Below are 18,285 nucleotides of genomic sequence, written 5' to 3' on the forward strand. Positions count from 1 at the left end.
CGTGGGCACCTACAAGGTGACGGTGCAGGCCGGCGACATGCTGCGCGGCCTGGCGCAGCGCCTCTACGGCAACAGCAACCTGTGGTACGTGCTGGCAATCCGCTCGATGCCAGCGAGGTAGTAGCCCGATTGCGCCACTCCACATCAGCCGAAAGCGAGCTGAACAATAGAGCCAGCCTTTCGAAATGTGACATCAGCCTCGGAAAAATCTTTCATTGACATGTTTCGCATCGCTTGACACACCTCCCGGGGGAGGTCGTAAAGTTCACACGGTCATCACAGGGGGATGCGGCGAGCTCGCTTCGGGGGATAGTGACTATCAGGATCGATAGCCACGCACGAGCGCTGCAACGACGGGTCCAAAACGTACCAAGGTTTCACCCATCGTTCTCTAGGCCGCCTGGCCTGGCATGGTGGTTTGCGTCTCATGGATGTGGCGATGTCGTCTGTCGATAAACTTCACGCCTATTGGGCACAAGATCCGGCCAATCCGGAGCTTGCCTGCCAGCTGATCGATGCCCTGATCGAAACCGGTCAGTCCGCGCGCGCAGAGGCCGTAATCGCTGCGTTGCCGACCGAGACGGTGCTGCTCGCGGGCGTGCAGTTCCGTGCTGCGCGGCTGGATCTGCTGGCTGGCCGCTATGCGGACGCCGAAGCACGCCTGCAGCCGCTGGCCGAACGCCATGCCGCCCCTGCTCTGGACCATGACATCGCCTTTGCGCAGCTGTGTCAGCAGAATCTGGACGGCGCTGCCGCCACGTTGGAAAAGGCGCGCGCACGCCATGGCGACAGCGCGGAGTTCGCTGTGCTGTCCGCACGTATCGCCCTGATGCATACCGATTACGCCGCCGCCGACGAGGCACTGGCGGCGGCATTGGCGTTTACGCCCGAGCATCCAACCGCATTGGGGTTGAGTGCGCTGTGCGCGCTGGATGCAGGCGATACAACACGTGCCGTAGAGCAGGCACATCGTTGCCTTGCGCTGTTTCCGGATCAGCACGAAGCGCTGCTGACCGCCGGTGCGCTGGCGCTATACGCGCAAGACGGCGCAGCGGCCGGAATGCATTTCGAGCGGGCGCTGGAGCGCTTTCCGATGTCTGGGCGGGCGCTATCTGGATTGGGTCAAGCGCTCATGCTGCAGGGCGCATTGGCGCCGGCCAAGGTGTTGCTGACGCAGGCAGCGCAGGCCATGCCGGACCACATCGGCACCTGGCATGCATTGGGTTGGCTGCATCTGCTCGATGGCGAGCGGTTGGCCGCCGATGCCTGCTACCGGCGCGCTTACGCGCTGGATCGCAACTTCGCCGAATCGCACGGTGGCCTGGCAGTGGTGGCCTTGCTGGATGGGCAGCGCGAAGAAGGCGAGGCGCATCTGCGGCGTGCACTGAAGCTCGATCCCAACAGCATCAGTGGTCGCTACGCACAGTCGCTGTCGCTTGCCGACCATGGCGAGCAGGCGCAATCGGAAGCTGTCTTTGCAGCCTTGATGCGCGAGGGCGCTCTCGCGGGTGCGCATGCGCTTGGCACGCACACGCCGGCGGAGATGGCGCGACGCCTGCGTGCGCGGCTGTCGTCCAACACCGCAGCAGCGCATTGAAGGCCCGCTTGTGGACGCCGACACCGCCATGCATCTGCTGGCAGAGACCTTGCTCGCCTCGGCCAAGATCTCGGCACCGATCCTGCTGATCACCTTGGTGGTCGGGCTGGTGATCTCGGTGCTGCAGGTCGTCACCCAGATCCAGGAAATGACGCTGACCTTCATCCCCAAGCTGATCGCAGTGGGCGCGGTGATCATGGTGCTGGGAAGCTGGATGCTGCTGACCGCCGTGGAGCTGGCCAAGCGCATGTTCGACTTTGCGGCCGGGCTCTGACGATGGAGGCACTGACCGGTCTGGCTCTGTTGTTTGGTTACGCATCGCTGCGCTACCTGCCGGTGATGGTGCTGCCCGGGCTGTCGCCGCTGGGATGGGCGCCGATGTTGGTGCGCATCACCACGATGCTGGCGTTCGCATGGTTGACGCTGCTGTCGCTGCCCGATGGCTACGCCTCTCCGACGATCGGGCAACCGATGGCGCTGCTGGTGGCCGCGCTTGGTGAGCTGATGATCGGCGGAATCTTCGGTCTGGCCTTCATGCTTCCCAATGCCGCGTTGCACACCAGCGGCTGGCTGTTGGACATGCAGGCAGGTCTGGGCGCTGGCGCCCTGCTCAACCCGGCAAGCGCCGACACGCAGGAATCGCTGCTGGGCCACGGGCTGATGCTGGCGGCCACCGTGCTGTTCTTCTCGCTGGATCTGCACGTGCTGCTGTTCAAGGGTCTGGTTGCGAGCACCACAGTGCTGCCGCTCGGACGCATGAGCCGGCCGATCGATGCGGAGGCGTTCTTCGCATTGCTTGGAGGCAGCTTTGTCGGCGCGCTGATGGTGGTGATGCCGGTGGTCCTGGGACTGTTCTTCGTCGATGTCGCGGTGGGCTATGCGTCGCGTTCGATGCCGCAGGCCAACGTGTACTTTCTGGCGCTGCCACTCAAGGTTGCCGTTGCGCTGGGGTTGCTGGCATTGACGTTGGCCTATGCGCCAGGCCTGATCGGCCGGTTGTTCGGCACTGCGTTGGATCAGGCACCGCAGATGCTGGGAGCGCCCTGATGGCCGACGCCGACCAGGACAAGACCGAGCAGCCGACCCAATCCCGGTTGGAAGAAGCGCGCCGCAAAGGTGAAGTCGCCAAGAGCCCGGACCTGACCGCCGTCCTGATGCTGGGGGTTTTTGTGGTGGTCACGATGTTGACCGGGCGCGACATTGCGGTGGCGCTTGCCGACGCCACGCGCAACACCATGCAACTGGCAGGAGTGCAACCACGCATCGGCGCGGATCTGGTGGCCTGGTTGATCGACACCTACAGCGGCCTGCTGCAGGCGATGACCCCACTGATCCTGGCGTTGCTGGTAGTCGCGGTGGTGGCCAATCTCTGCCAGACAGGGCCGATCTTCAGCACGCATGCGCTTGCACCAAGCCTGCAACGCTTGCATCCCATGAACGCGATCAAACGGCTGCTGTCGATGCGCGGTCTTTGGGAGCTGGGCAAGTTGATCCTCAAGCTGTCCTTGCTGGGCCTACTTGCCTATGGCGCGGTCGGCCGCGCAGCGGATTTCGTCGGCAAGATCGCGCTGTCGCCACCGGCACTGCTGATCGAGCAACTACGTTCGGGCTTCTGGACGACGTCGGTCTATGTCTTGCTGGTGCTGCTGGTGGTTGCGGTGGCGGACCTGGCATTCATGCGCAAGGACCATGGCAAGAAGATGCGCATGAGCCGGCGCGAAGTGCGCGACGATGCCAAGCGGCGCGATGGCGACCCGGAAGTGAAATCCAAGCAGCGCCGTCAGATCCGTGAGTTGCTCAAGACGGTGCGCTCGCTGCCGCGCGTGGCCGATGCCGATGTCATCCTGACCAATCCCACCCACTATGCCGTGGCCGTGCAGTACCGCCCGCGCAGCATGCGTGCGCCGATCGTGCTGAGCAAGGGACGCGGTTTGTTGGCCGCTCGCGTGCGGCGTGCCGCGCAGCGTGCCGGCGTGCCGGTGATCCGTATGCCGGCGTTGGCGCGTTCGCTGTATCGCGACTGCGCGATCGACGCACCGGTGCCGGAAGATCTGTTCGACGCCTTGGCACCGGTCTATCGCACGCTCTACGCCAGTCGACGTGCCGGGGGCGCCGCATGAAAGGGATTCTTGCGGCCTTCCTGCAGGACAAGCGCGACCTGGCCTTGGTAGGGCTGGTCGTCGGCATCTTGATGGTGCTGTTCGTACCGGTGCCATCGGCGCTGCTGGATCTGCTGCTGATCATCAATATCAGCCTGGCGCTGCTGATACTGCTGGTGACGTTCTTCACCGAATCGCCGCTGAACTTTTCGACCTTTCCGACCCTGTTGCTGATCGCGACGATGTTCCGGCTGGCGTTGAACGTGTCGGCAACCCGCCTGATCCTGGATGGTGCCGATGCAGGCCGGGTGATTGGTGCGATCGGTACGTTCGTGATCCGCGGCAATTACGTGGTCGGTATCGTGGTGTTCCTGATTCTGGTGGTGGTGCAGTACGTGGTAGTCACCACCGGCGCGCAACGTGTGGCTGAAGTAGCCGCGCGTTTCACGCTGGACAGCATGCCCGGCAAGCAGATGAGTATCGATGCCGACATGAACATGGGGCTGATCGACGAGCACGAGGCACGCCGGCGGCGCAAGCAGATCGAGAAGGAAGCCAATTTCTACGGTGCGATGGACGGTGCCACCAAGTTCGTCAAGGGCGATGCGATCGCCGGCATCGTCATCGTGTTGATCAACATCATCGGCGGTCTGGCGATCGGCATCGCGCAGATGGGGATGCCGTGGACCGAGGCGGTGCAACGTTTTACGTTGCTGACCGTCGGCGACGGCATCGTGACCCAGATTCCGTCGTTGGTGATCGCAGTGGCGACCGGCATCATCATTACCCGCGCTGCGGCGGACGCGCGCCTGGGTGCGGAGATTCCGCGCCAGATTCTATCCAATCCACGTGCGCTTGCGGTGGTTGCCGCCGCGCTGTTGCTGATGCTGACGTTGCCCGGCTTTCCCAAGCTGCCGGTGATCGCCGCGTTGATTGGGGTCGCGGTCTTGATCCGCTACAGCCTGATCAAACGCGATCCCAACGATGACGTGGGTGTGGAAGAGGCATCGCAAGGTCCGACTGCGCAGGAAGAACTGCAGCAGGCCATGCGGGTGGAACCTATCGAAATACGCATGGGTGCCGCATTGCATGAGCTGCTGCTGGGTCCGGCTGGCGACTTCGCGCTACGCATCGTGAACCTGCGCAAGCAGGTCGCCGGCGAGCTTGGATTCGTGATCCCGAAGGTGCAAAGCAGCCTGCGTGCGGAATTGGAGCGCAACCAGTACGAACTGCTGGTGGAGGGTAACCGCGTCGGCCAGGGAGAGATTCATCCGGATCGCTTGCTGGCGATCAATCCAGGCGGCTCGCGCGTCAAGTTGGAAGGGTTGGAAACACGCGATCCCGCATACGGCCTGCCTGCGCAGTGGATCAAACCGGAGGCGCGTCAGGCGGCTCGTGCGGGCGGCTACACGCTGGTCGAGCCCGACACGGTGCTGGTTACGCATCTCAACGAGTTGGTCAAGCGGCATGGCCCGGACCTGCTCAGTCGCAGCGAGACCGAACGCCTGCTGTCGCGCCTGGACGAGCATCGCGCGCCGCTGGTGGCCGAGTTGGTTCCCAATGTGCTGACGTATTCCGATGTGCAGAAGACGCTGCAGCTGTTGTTGCGCGAGCAGGTGAGCATCCGCAATCTGGAAGCCATCGTCGAAGTACTGCTCGATGCCGGGCGCAATCAGAAGCAGCCCGACGAGCTGGCCGAGCGGGTACGTGAGCGCCTGGGCGCGACCATTTGCCAGCGCTTCCAGGATGCACGCGGCGAGCTGCATGTGTTGACGCTGGAGCCGGGAATCGAACGGACGTTGATGGGCCAGCAGCGCAGCGGCGAGGGCCGCAGCGCGTTATTCACCGACATGGCGCAACTGGATGGTTTCATTCGCCAACTCGCCAAACAGGCAGAAGCGATGATGGGGCAGAACCGCCTGCCGGTGCTGTTGTGTCCTTCGCCGCTGCGCAGGCCGCTGCGTGCCTTGATTCAACGCTCACTGCCGCATGTTGCCGTGCTGGCGCTCAATGAGGTCCCTTCCACTGCCCCGGTCCGCTCGTTCGCGGCAGTGGGCACACCCTTGCAGGTTGCAGCATGAGCGACACCATCCAGGCAATCAGCCGAAGTTTGAATGCGGATATCGACGCCTTGACCGCGGTCAGCCAGAACGTGGCCAACCTCAACACGCCCGGTTACCAGAGCGTACGCGCCCGTGGTGATTTTTCCGCAGCCAGCGGGACGACGGCGATGAGCGTGCAGCGCGGCGATGGCGCCTTGCGTGAAACCGGGCGCGGGCTGGATCTTGCGCTGCGCGGCAATGGCTTCTTCGTGACGCAGCAGGACGGCCAGCAGCGGTTGCTGCGCATGGGAAGTTTCGTGCGGGGCGCCGATGGCAGCCTGCAGACCCGCGAAGGAGCCGCTGTACTGACCGATGCCGGCATGCTGACCCTGCCGCAGTCCGACATCCGTGTCGACGAACAGGGCGGCATCTGGGATGGCGATGCACTGCTGGCGCATCTGCGCATCGTCGATGTGGCCGAGCCGGGCCGCCTGATTCCCAGCGACGGCGGCTACCGCTATGACGGCGTGACCGCACCATGGAACGGCACCGTGCAACAGGGCAGCGTCGAACAGTCCAACGTCGATGCGGCGGCCGAAACACTGCAGCTCATCGAACTCTCGCGCCACGCCGAATCGGTACAGCGCGTGATTTCCCTCTACGACCGAGCGATGGATACGGGCATCAACCGTATTGGCGACAACTGACAGGACGGCTTTCATGATCGACGCCCTTTACATCTCATCCACCGGCCTGCGCGGTCAGCAGCAGCAGATCGACGTGATCTCCAACAACGTCGCCAACATGCAGACGCCGGGCTTCAAGCGCGGACGCGTCAACTTCGCCGAGATCGCCAATGCGCCGCTGCCCGGCCAGGGTATCGGCCAGGCCAGCAACGTGCATGGCGGTGGCATTCGTGTGAGCTCCACCTCGGTGGAGTTCGGTGCCGGCGCACTGCAGCCCACGCGCAATCCGTTGGATCTGGCCATCGATGGCGATGGTTTCTTCGAGATCGAGAATGCCAATGGCGAGCGGTTCTACACACGCTCGGGTCGCTTTCATGTCGATGCCGAAGGCTACCTGGCCATCTCCAACGGCATGCGTCTGTCGGCAGGAATCCAGATGCCACAGGGTGCTGCGGATGTGCTGATCTCTTCGGCTGGCGAAGTGAGCGCCAAGCTGGATGGCAGCGCAGAGCGTTCGGTGCTGGGTAGCATCGATCTGGTCAGCTTCGTGTCCACCGAGGGTCTGGAGTCGCGCGGAGAGAACGTGTTTCAGGCGGCGGCCCGTTCCGGCGACGCCATTCCGTTGGCCGCAGGCAGCAATGGGGCCGGGAAGGTGCAGCAGGGCTATCTGGAAGCGGCCAACGTGGACATGATCGATGAGATGACCGGGCTGGTGCTGGCGCAACGGGCGTATCAGCTCAACGCGCGGGTGCTGCAAGCCTCCGACCAGATCCTCGAAACCATCAACAACCTGCGCCGCTGATGACCAGGATGCTTGCCTTGTGGTTGTTGATGGCCTGTGCCAGCGCGCAGGCCAGCAACATCTCGCCCGATCGACTGATCGCGACGGCGCGCGCCTCGCTGGAGGCGTTGTCCAGTACGTTGCCGGGCGAGGTGATTCTGACCGCGTCCGCGCTGCCGGCCTCGCAATTGGACACGGAAACGGTTGCCACAAAGACGACGCTGCAGGCCGGACCGATCGACGGAACCTGGCCCCGCAAGCGTGTGGGCGTACCCGTCCAGATTCTGCTCGATGGCGTGCCGACACAGACCAGGATGGTCTGGTTCACCGTGCAATGGTGGCTGGAGCGGCCGACCTATGCACGTGCATTTGCCAATGGCACGCCGGGTGAGCAGGTGGTTGTCGTGACTAAGCGCATGGACGTGGCCGGTGTGCTTGCCGTCGACGCGCTGGCGGCGCCAGGCAAGGCGCCAGCGGCGGCCCGCTTGAAGCACGCGGTGCGGGCAGGCGATCTGGTGCAGACGCACGATTTCGCTGCCGCCCCTGCGATCGCGCGACGTGATCCGGTGACCCTGCGCATTCGCCGTGGTGCGGTCGAACTGCGGTTGCCGGCGATCGCGGCGGCCGATGGACAGCCCGGTGAGGCGATTGCCGTCCTGCCGCAGGGCGCACGCACGCCGGTGCAGGCACGTGTGGTCGCCAGTGGAGAGGTGTCCATTGAACACTAGAGACACGCTGATGCTCGCTGCGCTGCTGTCGGCGACGGCGAGCCAATGCGCCTTCGCGCAGGAAAGCCTCATCAATCCGAACACGTATCGCGGCATCGCTGCCGACCGACGCGCTTACCGCGTGGGCGATGTGTTGACGGTGAACGTACTGGAAGCGGCCAGGGCGCGCTCCGGTGCGGCCACCGATGCCGGTTCCGATGTTCGCCTGAGTGGCACCGCAGGCAACAATGCCTATCGCGGCAGCTTCGACGCCGGCCTGTCCGGTGCCACCAAGGGCAGCGCGGAAACGTCGCGGGTGGGTGAGTTGCGCACGCAATTGTCCGTACAGGTCAAGGATGTGCTGAGTGATGGATCGCTGGTGGTCGAAGGCGAGCAGTCGCTGTTGATCAACAAGGAAGATCAGCGCATCACGCTGAGCGGCATCGTGCGGCCGGACGACATCCTTGCCGATAACACCGTGTGGTCGCATCGGCTCGCCAATGCGCGTGTGGAATTCAACGGCAAGGGTGTGGTTGCCGAGTCGCAACGTCAAAGCGTGGCCTACCGGCTGCTCAAGTGGCTGAGGGTGCTATGAACCTGCGTTTGCTGGTGCTCCTGCTTACGCTTTCGGCTGCATCTGCGCATGCCGCCCCGGTCTCCGATGTCAGAATCAAGGACATCGCGCGCATCGCCGGTGTGCGCGAGAATCCGCTGACCGGCTACGGGCTGGTGTTCGGTCTTTCCGGGACCGGCGACTCGGCGCGCAACCGCGCGACCGTGCAATCGGTCGGCAATACGCTGCGCAACTTCGGTGTCAGCGTCGAACTGGGCGACCTGTCCAGTCGCAATGTCGCAGCCGTGCTGGTCACGGCCAAACTGGCGGCGTTCGCCGAGCCTGGCCAGCCGCTCGATGTGCAGGTCGCCTCCGCGGGCGATGCTCGCAGCCTCACCGGCGGGACCTTGATGCTGGCGCCACTGAGCGGGCCCGATGGCAAGGTCTACGCCATCGCACAGGGGGCGATTTCGGTCGGCGGTTATCAGTTCGAGGCGATCACCGCATCGGTGCAGAAAAATCATCCCACGGTCGGTTGGATTCCTTCCGGCGCCACCGTCGAGCGTGCAGCCGCGCTGGATGTCGCCGGTGAGCCGGGGACCTTGAGCATCCTGCTCGACGAAGCGGACTTCACCACCGCCAATCGCATCGCGCAGGCAGTGAGTGCCAGCCTGCCGGGCGTCACCGCAGAGGCCGAGCATGCCGGCAAGGTCGTCGTTCACTACCGAGACAATCCTAGCCGGGTGGCGCGCATCTCGCAGATCGAAAATGTACGGGTGGCGCGTGAGCGGCCGGCACGCGTGATCATCAACGAACGCACCGGCACGGTCGTGGCCGGAAGCAATATCCGCCTGGGGCAGGTAAGCATTTCCCATGGCGACCTGCGCGTGGAGATTTCCACGCGCTACAGCGTGTCGCAACCGGATGGGCTGTTGGTGCGTCCAGGCGCCGGGGTGCGCAGCGTGCTGGTCCCGGAGAGCACCATCAGCACCGAAGAGCCGATCGCACCGCTGGTGTCGGTCGCAGAAGGCGCCACTGTGGCCGACCTGATTTCCGCGTTGCGTACCGCCAAGCTGACCACCCGCGATGTCATCGCGGTCCTGCAATCCGTCAAATCCGCAGGCGCCCTGGATGGCGACCTGATCATTCAGTAGGTCACCCATGTCACAAGATCTCACCGTCGACGCCGTGCGCATGGCCCTGAGCCTCAACAAGCTCAAGGCCGAAGTCACCAGCTGGAATATCGCCAATGCATCGAGTCCCGACGCGCCGGTGTTCGTGATCGACCACAGTCGTACCGATCGTGTTCTCAATGCCGCTGCCGGCGCCAGCCCTGACGATGTTGCCGCACTGCTGGGCAACCCGGATTCGCCCACGCTGGCGATCGTGGACCAACGTTACGACCGCGCGCGCGCCAGCCTGGACGACCTGGTCGCCGAGTCGGTGTCGGCCGGCCTCAACTACCAGGCATTGACCGAATCGCTGAGCCGGCATTTCGGTCTGATGCGCCTGGCGGTGACCGGACGGAGCGGCGCATGAGCATCGACGCGATTCTGGACGCAAGCCGGGCAGGCATGCAGAACGAGCGGCTACGCATGGACCTGGCCGGGCGGCATATTGCGGTCGCCAATCAGCCGATCGATCCCCGCCAGCTGGCTGTCTCGGCCACCACTTCGTTCGCCGAGACGGTGGGCCTGGGCGATGGCATGGACGTGGCGCGCAGTCTTGGAACGCGCACGGTCCTGGATCCGAAGAACCCGATGGCCGACGCGCACGGGCAGGTGCACTACCCGGCAGTGGACATGGTGAGCGAGATGACCAGCCTGATGACAGCCAGTCGTGGCTACGAGGCGAATGTGCGCTCGTTCAACGTGCTGCGCAGCATGGTGTTGCGTGCTTTTGAGATTGGAGCCAAGTGATGGCGATCGAAGCAATTGGAGCGATTGCGCCTGCGCAGGTGGAAGCACTCGGCGCACCGGCTGCCGCCACCGAAGGCGTGAACTTTGCAGATGTGGTCGCGCGTGGCATCTCCGGTGCAGACAGCGCCATCCAGACGGCGGATCAGCAGATGCGTGCAATGGCCGCAGGCCAAGAAGTGGCGCCGCACGATCTGATGATCTCACTGGAAGAGGCGCGCATGCACCTGACGTTGCTGGCCGAGGTCCGTAACAAGCTGGTCGAGGGGTATCAGGAACTCTCGCGGATGCAACTGTAAGGACACTGACGTGCTTTCCTCTCTCAAAACGACATACTCGGCATTGACGCCTGCCCGCAGGGTTGGACTGCTGGCTGGCGTTGGCATCTTGCTGCTGCTGACGGCAGCCACGATCTGGTGGGTGCTGGCGCCGCGCCAGGCGCTGCTCTTCGGTGAATTGAAGCAAGCCGATGCTGCCGAGGTTTCTGCAGCGCTGGACGAATGGAAGATTCCCCACAGCTATACCGCAGACGGCAGCGGCATCCTGGTGGAACAGGCGCAGGTGCATCCATTGCGGATGCGCCTGGTATCTGCCGGTGTTCCGAAGGGGGGGCATGTCGGATTCGAGCTGTTCGATACCAATGAGTTCGGTGTCACCGAGTTCGCCCAGCGCATCAATTACCAACGTGCGCTACAGGGCGAAATCGAGCGCACCATCGCCACGATTCCCGGTGTCGAAGCGGTGCGCGTACACCTGTCGATTCGCCGCCCCGGGGTGTTTCTGGCCGAAGACAGCCAGTCAAAGGCCTCGGTGGCCGTGTCACTTGTGCCCGGTGCCGCGCTGACCGCAAAGCAGGTCAGCGGAATTCGCGATCTGGTTGCCTCGGCCGTGGACGGATTGGCGCCGGAGGCCGTGGTGGTGGTTGGGCCGACCGGCATGCAACTGGCGGCGGGCGCCAACGAGGCCGCCGGCGCAGGACAGGGCGATCTGGCACGCCAGCTGGGAGCCGATTACGAACGTGATATCCGCAAGATTCTCGCGGCGCAGCCGTCCACCGCGGGCGCATCGATTTCGGTCAATGTCGCACTGAACTTCGACAAGGTACGCACCACCAGCGAGCGCACGCTGGTGGCGCCAGGCCAGGATCACGGCACGCTGGTGCGTCGCAGCTCCAGCTCGGATCGCGCGACCGACGCCGGCAGCGGTGCGGTCTTGAACGAGCAGGTCGAGTACGCACACGGCACCGAGAAGCAGGAGATCACCCGTGCTACCGGACGCGTGGAGCGGATCAGCGTTGCGATTGCATTGCGCCAACCGTTGACCGAGGTGGAACAACAGCATCTGCAGCGTCTGGTGATGGCGGCAATCGGTGGCGATGCCGCGCGCGGCGATGTCGTCGAGATTGGCGTGGGAGCGGCTGCGTTACCCAGCCGGCAGACGGTGCAGCCGGCCGTGGCTGCACGCACTCCCGATCGCCCGGTTGCTGGTGGTGGCATCGTGTCGACCCGGCCAGCAAGCCTGTTGATCTGGTTACTGGTCGCCCTAGCGCTTGGCCTGATCGCCGGTCTATCGATAGGCAGGGCAGTGACGCGTGCGCGCAACAAGCGCCTGAGCCGGGAGCAGAGCGAACAGGCAGCGCAACAGATTCGAACTTGGCTGCTGGGGCCTGCGCATGAGCGAGGCTGAGTGCATGCGCAAGTCTGCGCTGCTTGCCAGCGTCATGCGCTCCGGCGAGCGTCGGCGGTTGCTGGCATCGTTGCCGGCGGCCATGGCGGCACAGTTGCGTGAGCAGATCGCAGTCGTCCGTCGTCACGGCTGGGACGATCTAGCGCTGGTGGAGCCGGCGCTGCAGCTGTCGAGGTCGTCGATCGCGCACGCCGACACCGAGCTGGGTCTGGCGCAGATCGTGCAGCTGTCTGGCACATTGGGTGCGGCCACCTTGAGTCGCGTGGTCATGGCAACGACATCGGCGGACCCTTCTTTCATCCTTGCCGCGCTAGCGCCTGCGACGGCCAGGGACGTCCGCGCCGAGCTTGCGACGGCCCGGCCATTGCCGCCAGCGCTGGCGGCTGCCGTGCGCAGCGCGGCACACGCCCAAGCTGCAGCTGCACATCCATCCATGCGGGCATTGCCATGAAGCGTCTTGCCGTCACGTCGGACTGCCGTCCCTGGTATGCGCCTGCAGAGCCTGCATCGGACGACAGGGCGCCCGCCGTCGCGCAAGAGCGCTTGGTGCTGGAAGACGCACGTGCAAAGGGATATCAGGAGGGTCTGGCACGCGCGCACGAGGAGGCCGCAACGCTGGCGCAACGCGAGTTGGAAAAGGTGACGGCCTCCTTGCAGGCCCAGGCCCACGCCGCGCACGAGGCGACCGAGCGCGTACGCGTGCAGATGCAAACCCTGATTGCCGGATTGGCACAGGTCATCGAGCAGCAGGCGCAACGCAGTCGCGAGGTTGCCGTGGAGGTGGCGTTTCACGCCGTCACCCACGTTGTCGGGGCCGCGTACGCAAAGGGAGCGCTGCTGACGGAGTTGTGCCATCGGGCAGTGCGGGATGCCGGTCATGAAGCGGTGGCGCTGCATGTAGCGGAGCAGGACCTCTCGCTCTGCGCCAATCTGGCCGCCTTGCCGGTTCACTGCGATCTGGCACTGCGGCCCGGCCAATGCATCCTGGAAACGCGCGCGGGCAGAACCGAGTTCGGGCTGGATGTGCGCCTGTCGGCGCTACAGGCCGCCTTGCTGGACGGCTTGTCCACCTATACCCCAGTGGCGGATTGATGAGCCTGAGCCAGCATCTGACCACAGCCATCCAGACAGCGCGCTACGAGCGTCGCTACGGGCGTGTCTGTGCGTTCAATGGGCTGGTGATCGAAGCCGACGGGCCTGACGCGCGCGTCGGGGATCTCTGTGAAGTGGTTATGGCGGCAGACGACCGGCGCGTGGATGCGCAGGTGGTGGGACTTCGGGACGGCAGGTTGCTGCTCATGCCCTACGGAGAGATCGCCGGTCTCGCGCCAGGGGCAAGAGTGGAGACCACGACACGGTCACTGGACGTACCGGTGGGCCATGCCTTGCTCGGGCGCGTCGTCGATGCATTCAGTCGCCCGCTCGACACGCTGGGGACGTGCGTTCTCGATCAACGCTACCCGCTGCATGCAGCGCCGCCCAATCCACTGGAGCGGCGTGACATCACCGAGGTTCTCGAAACCGGCGTCCATGCGGTGGATGGCTTACTGACCCTGGGCAAGGGACAGCGCGTTGGCATTTTTGCAGGCAGCGGTGTGGGCAAGAGCACCTTGCTGGGAATGTTCGTGAGGCATGTGAAAGCCGACGTGATCGTGCTTGCACTGATCGGCGAGCGTGGTCGCGAGGTTGGCGATTTTGTTCGCCATACGCTCGGGTCGGAGGCGATGAAGCGCTGCGTGGTGATGGCTGCCACTGCCGATCAGCCGGCATTGGTACGCACCCATGCAGTGCACGCAGCGCACGCAGTTGCGGAGTTCTTCAGGGATCAGGGTAAATCGGTGATGTTGGTGGTGGATTCGATGACCCGGTTCGCCATGGCGCAGCGCGAGATCGGTCTGGCCAGCGGCGAGCCCCCAACCTTCCGTGGCTATACGCCGTCGGTGTTTGCATGGTTGCCACGGATTGCCGAGCGCTGCGGGAACTTCCAGTGTGGCGCAATCACTGCGATCTATAGCGTGCTGGTGGAAGGCGACGATCTCAACGAGCCGATCACCGATCATATGCGCGCCATTCTGGACGGGCACATCGTGCTGGATCGCAGGCTGGCGTCCAAAGGGCAGTATCCGGCCATCAATGTACTTGCCAGCGTCAGTCGCCTGCTTACCCAACTTGCCACGCGCGGCGATGTGGACGTGGCGGCGCGCGTGCGGCGCGTGCTGGCCATTCTTGAGGACTCGCGTGATCTGGTGGAACTGGGCGCGTATCAATCCGGAGCGAATCCCGCGCTGGACCAGGCATTGGAGGCCTGGCCGCAGGTGGAGGCGGTTCTCAAGCAGGCCGGGCTCCCCTCAATGACGCGGCTGCAAACCCTGCAGACCTTGCAGCGCGCGCTACCGCTGGAGGATGCGCATGTCTGACGATGACGCACGTCGACAACTGCAACGACTTGCCGTGCTGGCGCGTGTGCGCGATCTGCAGACGCGCAAGGCGTCGCTGGCGCTGCAGGGCACGCTGCGGGAAAGCCGCAGAGCGCATGCGCTAGAGCGAGCCAGCCAACAGCGCGTCCACGCGGTCGCTGACTGGAAGCTGCGAGCAGCCAGTGGCCTGCTGCAGCTGGACACCTATCAGGTCGCGCTGCAGGTCGAGGCTGCCGTGCACGCAGAACATATCCAGGCCTCGCTCGAAGCGGATGCCTGCGACGCCAGTGTGGAAACCGCGCGAGCCGCTCATCGTGGTGCCTCGGCACAGGAGCGTGCTGTCGACGAACGCTATCGGCGCCTGTGCGAGCAGACCCTGCATGAGCGGGAACGTGCCGAATCCGACACCTGTGCCGAACTCTGGCTTGCAAGGAGGGCGTGCAATGGCCATTGAATCTGCAACGCCCTCGCCTGCTGCGGTTCCGCCACGGCCCCACGACGAGCCGCGCGAGCAGGGGCCATCGAATGACGCCGCGGCGTTCGAACGCTGGCTTTCATCCGAGCGCGAAGCAGGCGGTGCGTCTACTGCAAGTTCCGATCAGATGGTGCATGCGGGAACCGTGTCGACCACGCGTGTGTCAAACACCGTCGACCAGAGCCTGGCACTGGATTCGATCGTGTTCGAGTGGATGTCAACGGCGACGTATCTGATGTCGTATGTAGATCATCGCAGTCGTGGTCAGGATGCGGTGGTGCCGCGCGTTGCTGCACTCGATTTCAACGCGCAGCCGTCGGTACTGGCCGGGTCGGGCCTGCATGCACTGACCCTGCAACAGTCCACTCATCCGGCGTCACTTGCGTCGGGATCGCAGACAGCCGGCGCAGGCTTGCCGGTTACCTCGACCGCGCATACCGCAGCAGATGCAAACTCGTCGTCACGAGCGTCCTCGGCGAGCAGTATCGGTGCGTTGGCAGAGTGGATGACGCGCGCGATGAGACAGATCTCCGATGCGCAGGGGCGCTCCACCTGGTGGATACGCGACTACCGACTTTCCGCCACTCAGATTCCTGCCTTGCTCGATGCGCTCTTGCACTCCGGGCAAGGCCAGCCTGACCGGATCATGCTCAATGGTGCGCTCGTTTGGCAGCGCTCTTCCAATACTCAAGGAGTCAACAATGGCGATTGATTCGATCGGTGCGATCGTGAACAACGGAAGTGCAAGTGCGCAATCGAACAACACCATCGACCAGGATGGCTTCATCAAGCTATTCCTATCGCAGCTACAGTTTCAGGATCCATTGGAACCGGTGGATAACCGCGAGTTCCTGGCGCAGCTTGCGCAGTTCAGCAATCTGGAGCAATCGCGCCAGCTCAGCCTCAACTCCGAAGGGGCGCTGAGCATGAATGCCACCAGCCAGGGCCTCAGTCTGCTGAGCCGCAGGATCGAGGTCACCCAGGCAAGTGGCAACACCGCAACGGGTGTGGTCAAGGCAATCGAGTTCAGTGCCTCCGGTCCGCTATTGACGGTCGAAACCAGTGCCGGTGTTCTCACGGGCATCCGCCTTCCGCAGATCACACTGGTTCAGCAGTAAGGAGGCGATGCATGTTTCAGGCACTCTACAACTCGCTCTCCGGGCTTTTCAGCTTTTCCAAGAGCCTGGATACGGTGAGTAACAACGTTGCAAACATGAACACCCCCGGCTTTCGGGGAAGCGACGCGTTCTTCGAAAATCTGGCTGGCGAACATGGCACACGGATCGTGGGCTCCGGCTTGCGCACCACTGCAGGGGATCTGCGGCAGACCGGCAACGCGACGGACGTCGCGGTCGACGGTGCCGGCTATTTCGTCCTGCGCGACTCCAGTGGCGGGCTGCATTACACGCGCGCTGGCCAGTTCATCATCGATGACCGTGGCGTCCTGGTGGACAGCGTCAGTCGCTATGACGTGATGTCGATCAGCAGCGATGCGCAACTATCGCAGCTGAACCTGGACGGTCTGCGCACACTGGATGCAAAACCCACGACCAGTGTGCGATTGAGCGGCAACCTGTCGCCCACCTCCACCGGCAGTTCGGCGGCCGATATCAAAGTCTATGACGCGGCGGGCTCGGTCCACACCCTCAAGGTCACCACCAGCGCGCCGGTGGCATCGGCTGGATCCGGTCGTACCTACCGTGTCACCGTGACCGATGAATCTGGCGCACAGGTCGGTAGCGGCGATTTGCGTTTCAGTACCAGCGGGATGCTGGAAACGGGTTCGGGCAATCTCGAGGTCACCCTCTCGGTGGGTTCCAGCACCCAGAAGGTCGCACTCGGCTTCGGTACCCCAGGCACGTTTACCGGAACCACCAGCCTGTCCGGTCTGACCGACAGCCTGACCGCTACGGTGGAAGACGGTAGCCCGGTGCTAGGCATCAATGCGCTGGCGTTCGACAGCAAGGGCGTCCTGCAGGTCACCTACAGCTCGACGGAGAAACGGCAGGGCGGGCAACTGGCGTTGGCGGCGTTCCAGAGCGAGAGCACCCTGGAACTGTCCAGCGGACGCATGCTGTCGGACGTTGACAGCCAGCGCAGCGAGCTTGGGCGTGCCGGATCTAGCGTATTTGGAAGCATCCAGGGGGGCAGCCTGGAGATGTCCAACATCGATCTCACCCAGGAATTTGCAGACATGCTGATCATCCAACGCGGGTATCAGGCCAGCTCGCGTGTGATGACGGTCAGCAACGAAATGATCGAACAGCTCTACAACAGCACACGGGGCGGCTGACCGATGAGACGCCTTGGTTGGATACGACCTGCCAGCGCACAGGCGCTATGCGGCATGTTGCAGATGCGCTTCGGTGCATGGCTCGGAGAGTGGTCGGCTTCGGATGGGCAGGTCGATGCTGGTACTCGGGCTGAAGTCGCCGTGACCGAAGATGTTCCGGATGTCGTGCAGCACCAGATCGTGACGACACGCGCTGGCGGCCTGTTCGGGCTTCGTCTGTGCAAGGGAACGGCCTCAGCGCTCGGTGCGGTGTTGATGCATCTTCCCGGCGCTAACGACGTAACGTTGTGCGGATATGTCGGTGAGCAGGCGTTGCGTGCGCTGGTGGCTGCGCTGGCCGACACGATCCCTGCCGGGGCTTCCACGCCGACCCATCCCGTCGATCCACTCCGATTCCTGTCGAGACACGGCGCGCTGCGTGCCCGCGTGCAATGGGGCGACTTCCAGATGGAATTGATGGCCGATGCGGCGTGGTGCGCAGCGCAGGACGAGAGTGTCGAGCCAGTGCAGCGGCCTGTGCTGACGACACGTAGTGAGGCATTGCGCAGTCAATCCGTGGCGCTACATGCTCAATTGATCCTGGGCGAAGTAGAACTTGGCGAGTTCTCCACGTTGCGCGTGGGAGAGCTCCTGGTCGTCGAAACCGATGCCCATGCCCCAGTCCTGCTCATGAGCGGAACCCAAGTGTTGGCTGCTGCACGGCTGGTGGCCGCGGACGGCCAGCGTGCGCTTGAAGTGCATTGATCAACCAATCAGATTGAGGAAATGAAGATGAAAATGGAAACGACCACCGTGACGCGCGACCTTTCGATCTTCGCTCACGTCAAGGCGAAGCTGGTGGCGCATGTCGGACAGGTTGAGATGAGCGTTGACCAGATCATGGCACTCAAGCAGAGCGACGTCGTTCCGCTTGAAGAGTCCTGCGAAGCGCTGGTCACCCTCATGCTCAACGGCAAAGCGGTCGCCAGAGGGGAGCTGATGGCGGTCGGCGACAAGTTGGGCGTGCGCATCCAGGAACTGCTCTGAGCACGAA

Annotated in this window: 23 protein-coding genes; all 23 read left to right on the forward strand. The window is 63.9% G+C overall.

All coding sequences use genetic code 11. The features are described 5' to 3' along the window. Window positions 1–439 precede the first annotated feature (439 nt). Genes XpruCFBP8353_RS18335 through XpruCFBP8353_RS18445 form a run of 23 tightly spaced genes read left to right on the forward strand, consistent with a single transcriptional unit; the run spans window position 440 to window position 18,278 of the window. Complete coding sequence (locus XpruCFBP8353_RS18335; RefSeq protein ID WP_243391159.1) at window positions 440–1,597, forward strand: tetratricopeptide repeat protein; 1,158 nt, start codon at window positions 440–442, stop codon at window positions 1,595–1,597. Window positions 1,598–1,607: 10 nt separating this feature from the next. Continuing rightward, a complete protein-coding gene (locus XpruCFBP8353_RS18340) occupies window positions 1,608–1,871 on the forward strand; it encodes a flagellar biosynthetic protein FliQ (protein WP_003488414.1) in 264 nt (87 codons plus the stop codon). Between the two features lie 2 nt (window positions 1,872–1,873). Then, window positions 1,874–2,644: a flagellar biosynthetic protein FliR gene (locus XpruCFBP8353_RS18345; protein ID WP_101364499.1), complete on the forward strand. Its 771-nt coding sequence runs from the start codon at window positions 1,874–1,876 to the stop codon at window positions 2,642–2,644. Further along, window positions 2,644–3,717, forward strand: coding sequence for an EscU/YscU/HrcU family type III secretion system export apparatus switch protein (locus tag XpruCFBP8353_RS18350; RefSeq protein WP_101364500.1), 1,074 nt, complete (start codon window positions 2,644–2,646; stop codon window positions 3,715–3,717). The genes XpruCFBP8353_RS18345 and XpruCFBP8353_RS18350 overlap by 1 nt, the downstream gene beginning before the upstream one ends. Next, window positions 3,714–5,777 carry a flagellar biosynthesis protein FlhA gene (locus XpruCFBP8353_RS18355; protein ID WP_101364501.1) on the forward strand — a complete coding sequence of 688 codons (2,064 nt, stop codon included), beginning with the start codon at window positions 3,714–3,716 and terminating at the stop codon, window positions 5,775–5,777. The genes XpruCFBP8353_RS18350 and XpruCFBP8353_RS18355 overlap by 4 nt, the downstream gene beginning before the upstream one ends. Further along, window positions 5,774–6,445: a flagellar basal body rod C-terminal domain-containing protein gene (locus XpruCFBP8353_RS18360; RefSeq protein WP_101364502.1), complete on the forward strand. Its 672-nt coding sequence runs from the start codon at window positions 5,774–5,776 to the stop codon at window positions 6,443–6,445. The genes XpruCFBP8353_RS18355 and XpruCFBP8353_RS18360 overlap by 4 nt, the downstream gene beginning before the upstream one ends. A 13-nt stretch (window positions 6,446–6,458) precedes the next feature. Beyond that, window positions 6,459–7,226: a flagellar hook-basal body protein gene (locus tag XpruCFBP8353_RS18365; RefSeq protein WP_101364503.1), complete on the forward strand. Its 768-nt coding sequence runs from the start codon at window positions 6,459–6,461 to the stop codon at window positions 7,224–7,226. Next, entirely contained in the window at window positions 7,226–7,933 is a 708-nt protein-coding gene (locus tag XpruCFBP8353_RS18370; protein ID WP_101364504.1) for a flagella basal body P-ring formation protein FlgA, read from the forward strand. Before XpruCFBP8353_RS18365 ends, XpruCFBP8353_RS18370 begins: the two co-directional genes overlap by 1 nt. Further along, entirely contained in the window at window positions 7,923–8,507 is a 585-nt protein-coding gene (locus XpruCFBP8353_RS18375) for a flagellar basal body L-ring protein FlgH (protein WP_243391160.1), read from the forward strand. Before XpruCFBP8353_RS18370 ends, XpruCFBP8353_RS18375 begins: the two co-directional genes overlap by 11 nt. Continuing rightward, window positions 8,504–9,619 carry a flagellar basal body P-ring protein FlgI gene (locus XpruCFBP8353_RS18380; RefSeq protein WP_101364506.1) on the forward strand — a complete coding sequence of 372 codons (1,116 nt, stop codon included), beginning with the start codon at window positions 8,504–8,506 and terminating at the stop codon, window positions 9,617–9,619. The genes XpruCFBP8353_RS18375 and XpruCFBP8353_RS18380 overlap by 4 nt, the downstream gene beginning before the upstream one ends. A 7-nt stretch (window positions 9,620–9,626) precedes the next feature. Next, window positions 9,627–10,004, forward strand: a complete 378-nt coding sequence (locus XpruCFBP8353_RS18385) for a hypothetical protein (RefSeq protein ID WP_101364507.1) — start codon at window positions 9,627–9,629, stop codon at window positions 10,002–10,004. Continuing rightward, window positions 10,001–10,384 (forward strand): flagellar basal body rod protein FlgC, encoded by a 384-nt coding sequence (locus XpruCFBP8353_RS18390; RefSeq protein ID WP_101364508.1) that lies wholly within the window; start codon window positions 10,001–10,003, stop codon window positions 10,382–10,384. The genes XpruCFBP8353_RS18385 and XpruCFBP8353_RS18390 overlap by 4 nt, the downstream gene beginning before the upstream one ends. Then, the gene (fliE, locus tag XpruCFBP8353_RS18395; RefSeq protein ID WP_101364509.1) at window positions 10,384–10,680 is read left to right on the forward strand and encodes a flagellar hook-basal body complex protein FliE; all 297 of its coding nucleotides are present in this window, start codon (window positions 10,384–10,386) and stop codon (window positions 10,678–10,680) included. Before XpruCFBP8353_RS18390 ends, fliE begins: the two co-directional genes overlap by 1 nt. Window positions 10,681–10,690: 10 nt before the next feature. Beyond that, the gene (gene fliF, locus XpruCFBP8353_RS18400) at window positions 10,691–12,067 is read left to right on the forward strand and encodes a flagellar basal-body MS-ring/collar protein FliF (protein ID WP_243391161.1); all 1,377 of its coding nucleotides are present in this window, start codon (window positions 10,691–10,693) and stop codon (window positions 12,065–12,067) included. 4 nt (window positions 12,068–12,071) lie between these two features. After that, window positions 12,072–12,518, forward strand: coding sequence for a hypothetical protein (locus tag XpruCFBP8353_RS18405; protein WP_101364633.1), 447 nt, complete (start codon window positions 12,072–12,074; stop codon window positions 12,516–12,518). After that, window positions 12,515–13,159 carry a FliH/SctL family protein gene (locus tag XpruCFBP8353_RS18410; RefSeq protein WP_101364510.1) on the forward strand — a complete coding sequence of 215 codons (645 nt, stop codon included), beginning with the start codon at window positions 12,515–12,517 and terminating at the stop codon, window positions 13,157–13,159. The genes XpruCFBP8353_RS18405 and XpruCFBP8353_RS18410 overlap by 4 nt, the downstream gene beginning before the upstream one ends. Continuing rightward, window positions 13,159–14,484, forward strand: a complete 1,326-nt coding sequence (locus XpruCFBP8353_RS18415; RefSeq protein ID WP_101364511.1) for a FliI/YscN family ATPase — start codon at window positions 13,159–13,161, stop codon at window positions 14,482–14,484. Before XpruCFBP8353_RS18410 ends, XpruCFBP8353_RS18415 begins: the two co-directional genes overlap by 1 nt. 34 nt (window positions 14,485–14,518) lie before the next feature. Beyond that, window positions 14,519–14,938: a hypothetical protein gene (locus XpruCFBP8353_RS18420; RefSeq protein ID WP_243391162.1), complete on the forward strand. Its 420-nt coding sequence runs from the start codon at window positions 14,519–14,521 to the stop codon at window positions 14,936–14,938. Beyond that, on the forward strand, window positions 14,865–15,671 hold the full coding sequence (locus XpruCFBP8353_RS18425; protein WP_243391163.1) for a hypothetical protein: 807 nt from the start codon (window positions 14,865–14,867) through the stop codon (window positions 15,669–15,671). Before XpruCFBP8353_RS18420 ends, XpruCFBP8353_RS18425 begins: the two co-directional genes overlap by 74 nt. Further along, window positions 15,661–16,077 carry a flagellar hook assembly protein FlgD gene (locus tag XpruCFBP8353_RS18430; RefSeq protein WP_101364513.1) on the forward strand — a complete coding sequence of 139 codons (417 nt, stop codon included), beginning with the start codon at window positions 15,661–15,663 and terminating at the stop codon, window positions 16,075–16,077. The genes XpruCFBP8353_RS18425 and XpruCFBP8353_RS18430 overlap by 11 nt, the downstream gene beginning before the upstream one ends. A gap of 11 nt (window positions 16,078–16,088) precedes the next feature. After that, a complete protein-coding gene (locus XpruCFBP8353_RS18435) occupies window positions 16,089–17,252 on the forward strand; it encodes a flagellar hook-basal body complex protein (protein ID WP_101364514.1) in 1,164 nt (387 codons plus the stop codon). Between the two features lie 54 nt (window positions 17,253–17,306). Next, window positions 17,307–17,996, forward strand: a complete 690-nt coding sequence (locus XpruCFBP8353_RS18440) for a FliM/FliN family flagellar motor switch protein (RefSeq protein WP_243391164.1) — start codon at window positions 17,307–17,309, stop codon at window positions 17,994–17,996. A 21-nt stretch (window positions 17,997–18,017) separates the two neighbouring features. Next, the gene (locus XpruCFBP8353_RS18445; RefSeq protein ID WP_101364516.1) at window positions 18,018–18,278 is read left to right on the forward strand and encodes a FliM/FliN family flagellar motor switch protein; all 261 of its coding nucleotides are present in this window, start codon (window positions 18,018–18,020) and stop codon (window positions 18,276–18,278) included. Window positions 18,279–18,285: the final 7 nt, after the last annotated feature.

The organism is Xanthomonas prunicola, assembly GCF_002846205.1.
Taxonomy (GTDB): Bacteria; Pseudomonadota; Gammaproteobacteria; order Xanthomonadales; family Xanthomonadaceae; genus Xanthomonas; species Xanthomonas prunicola.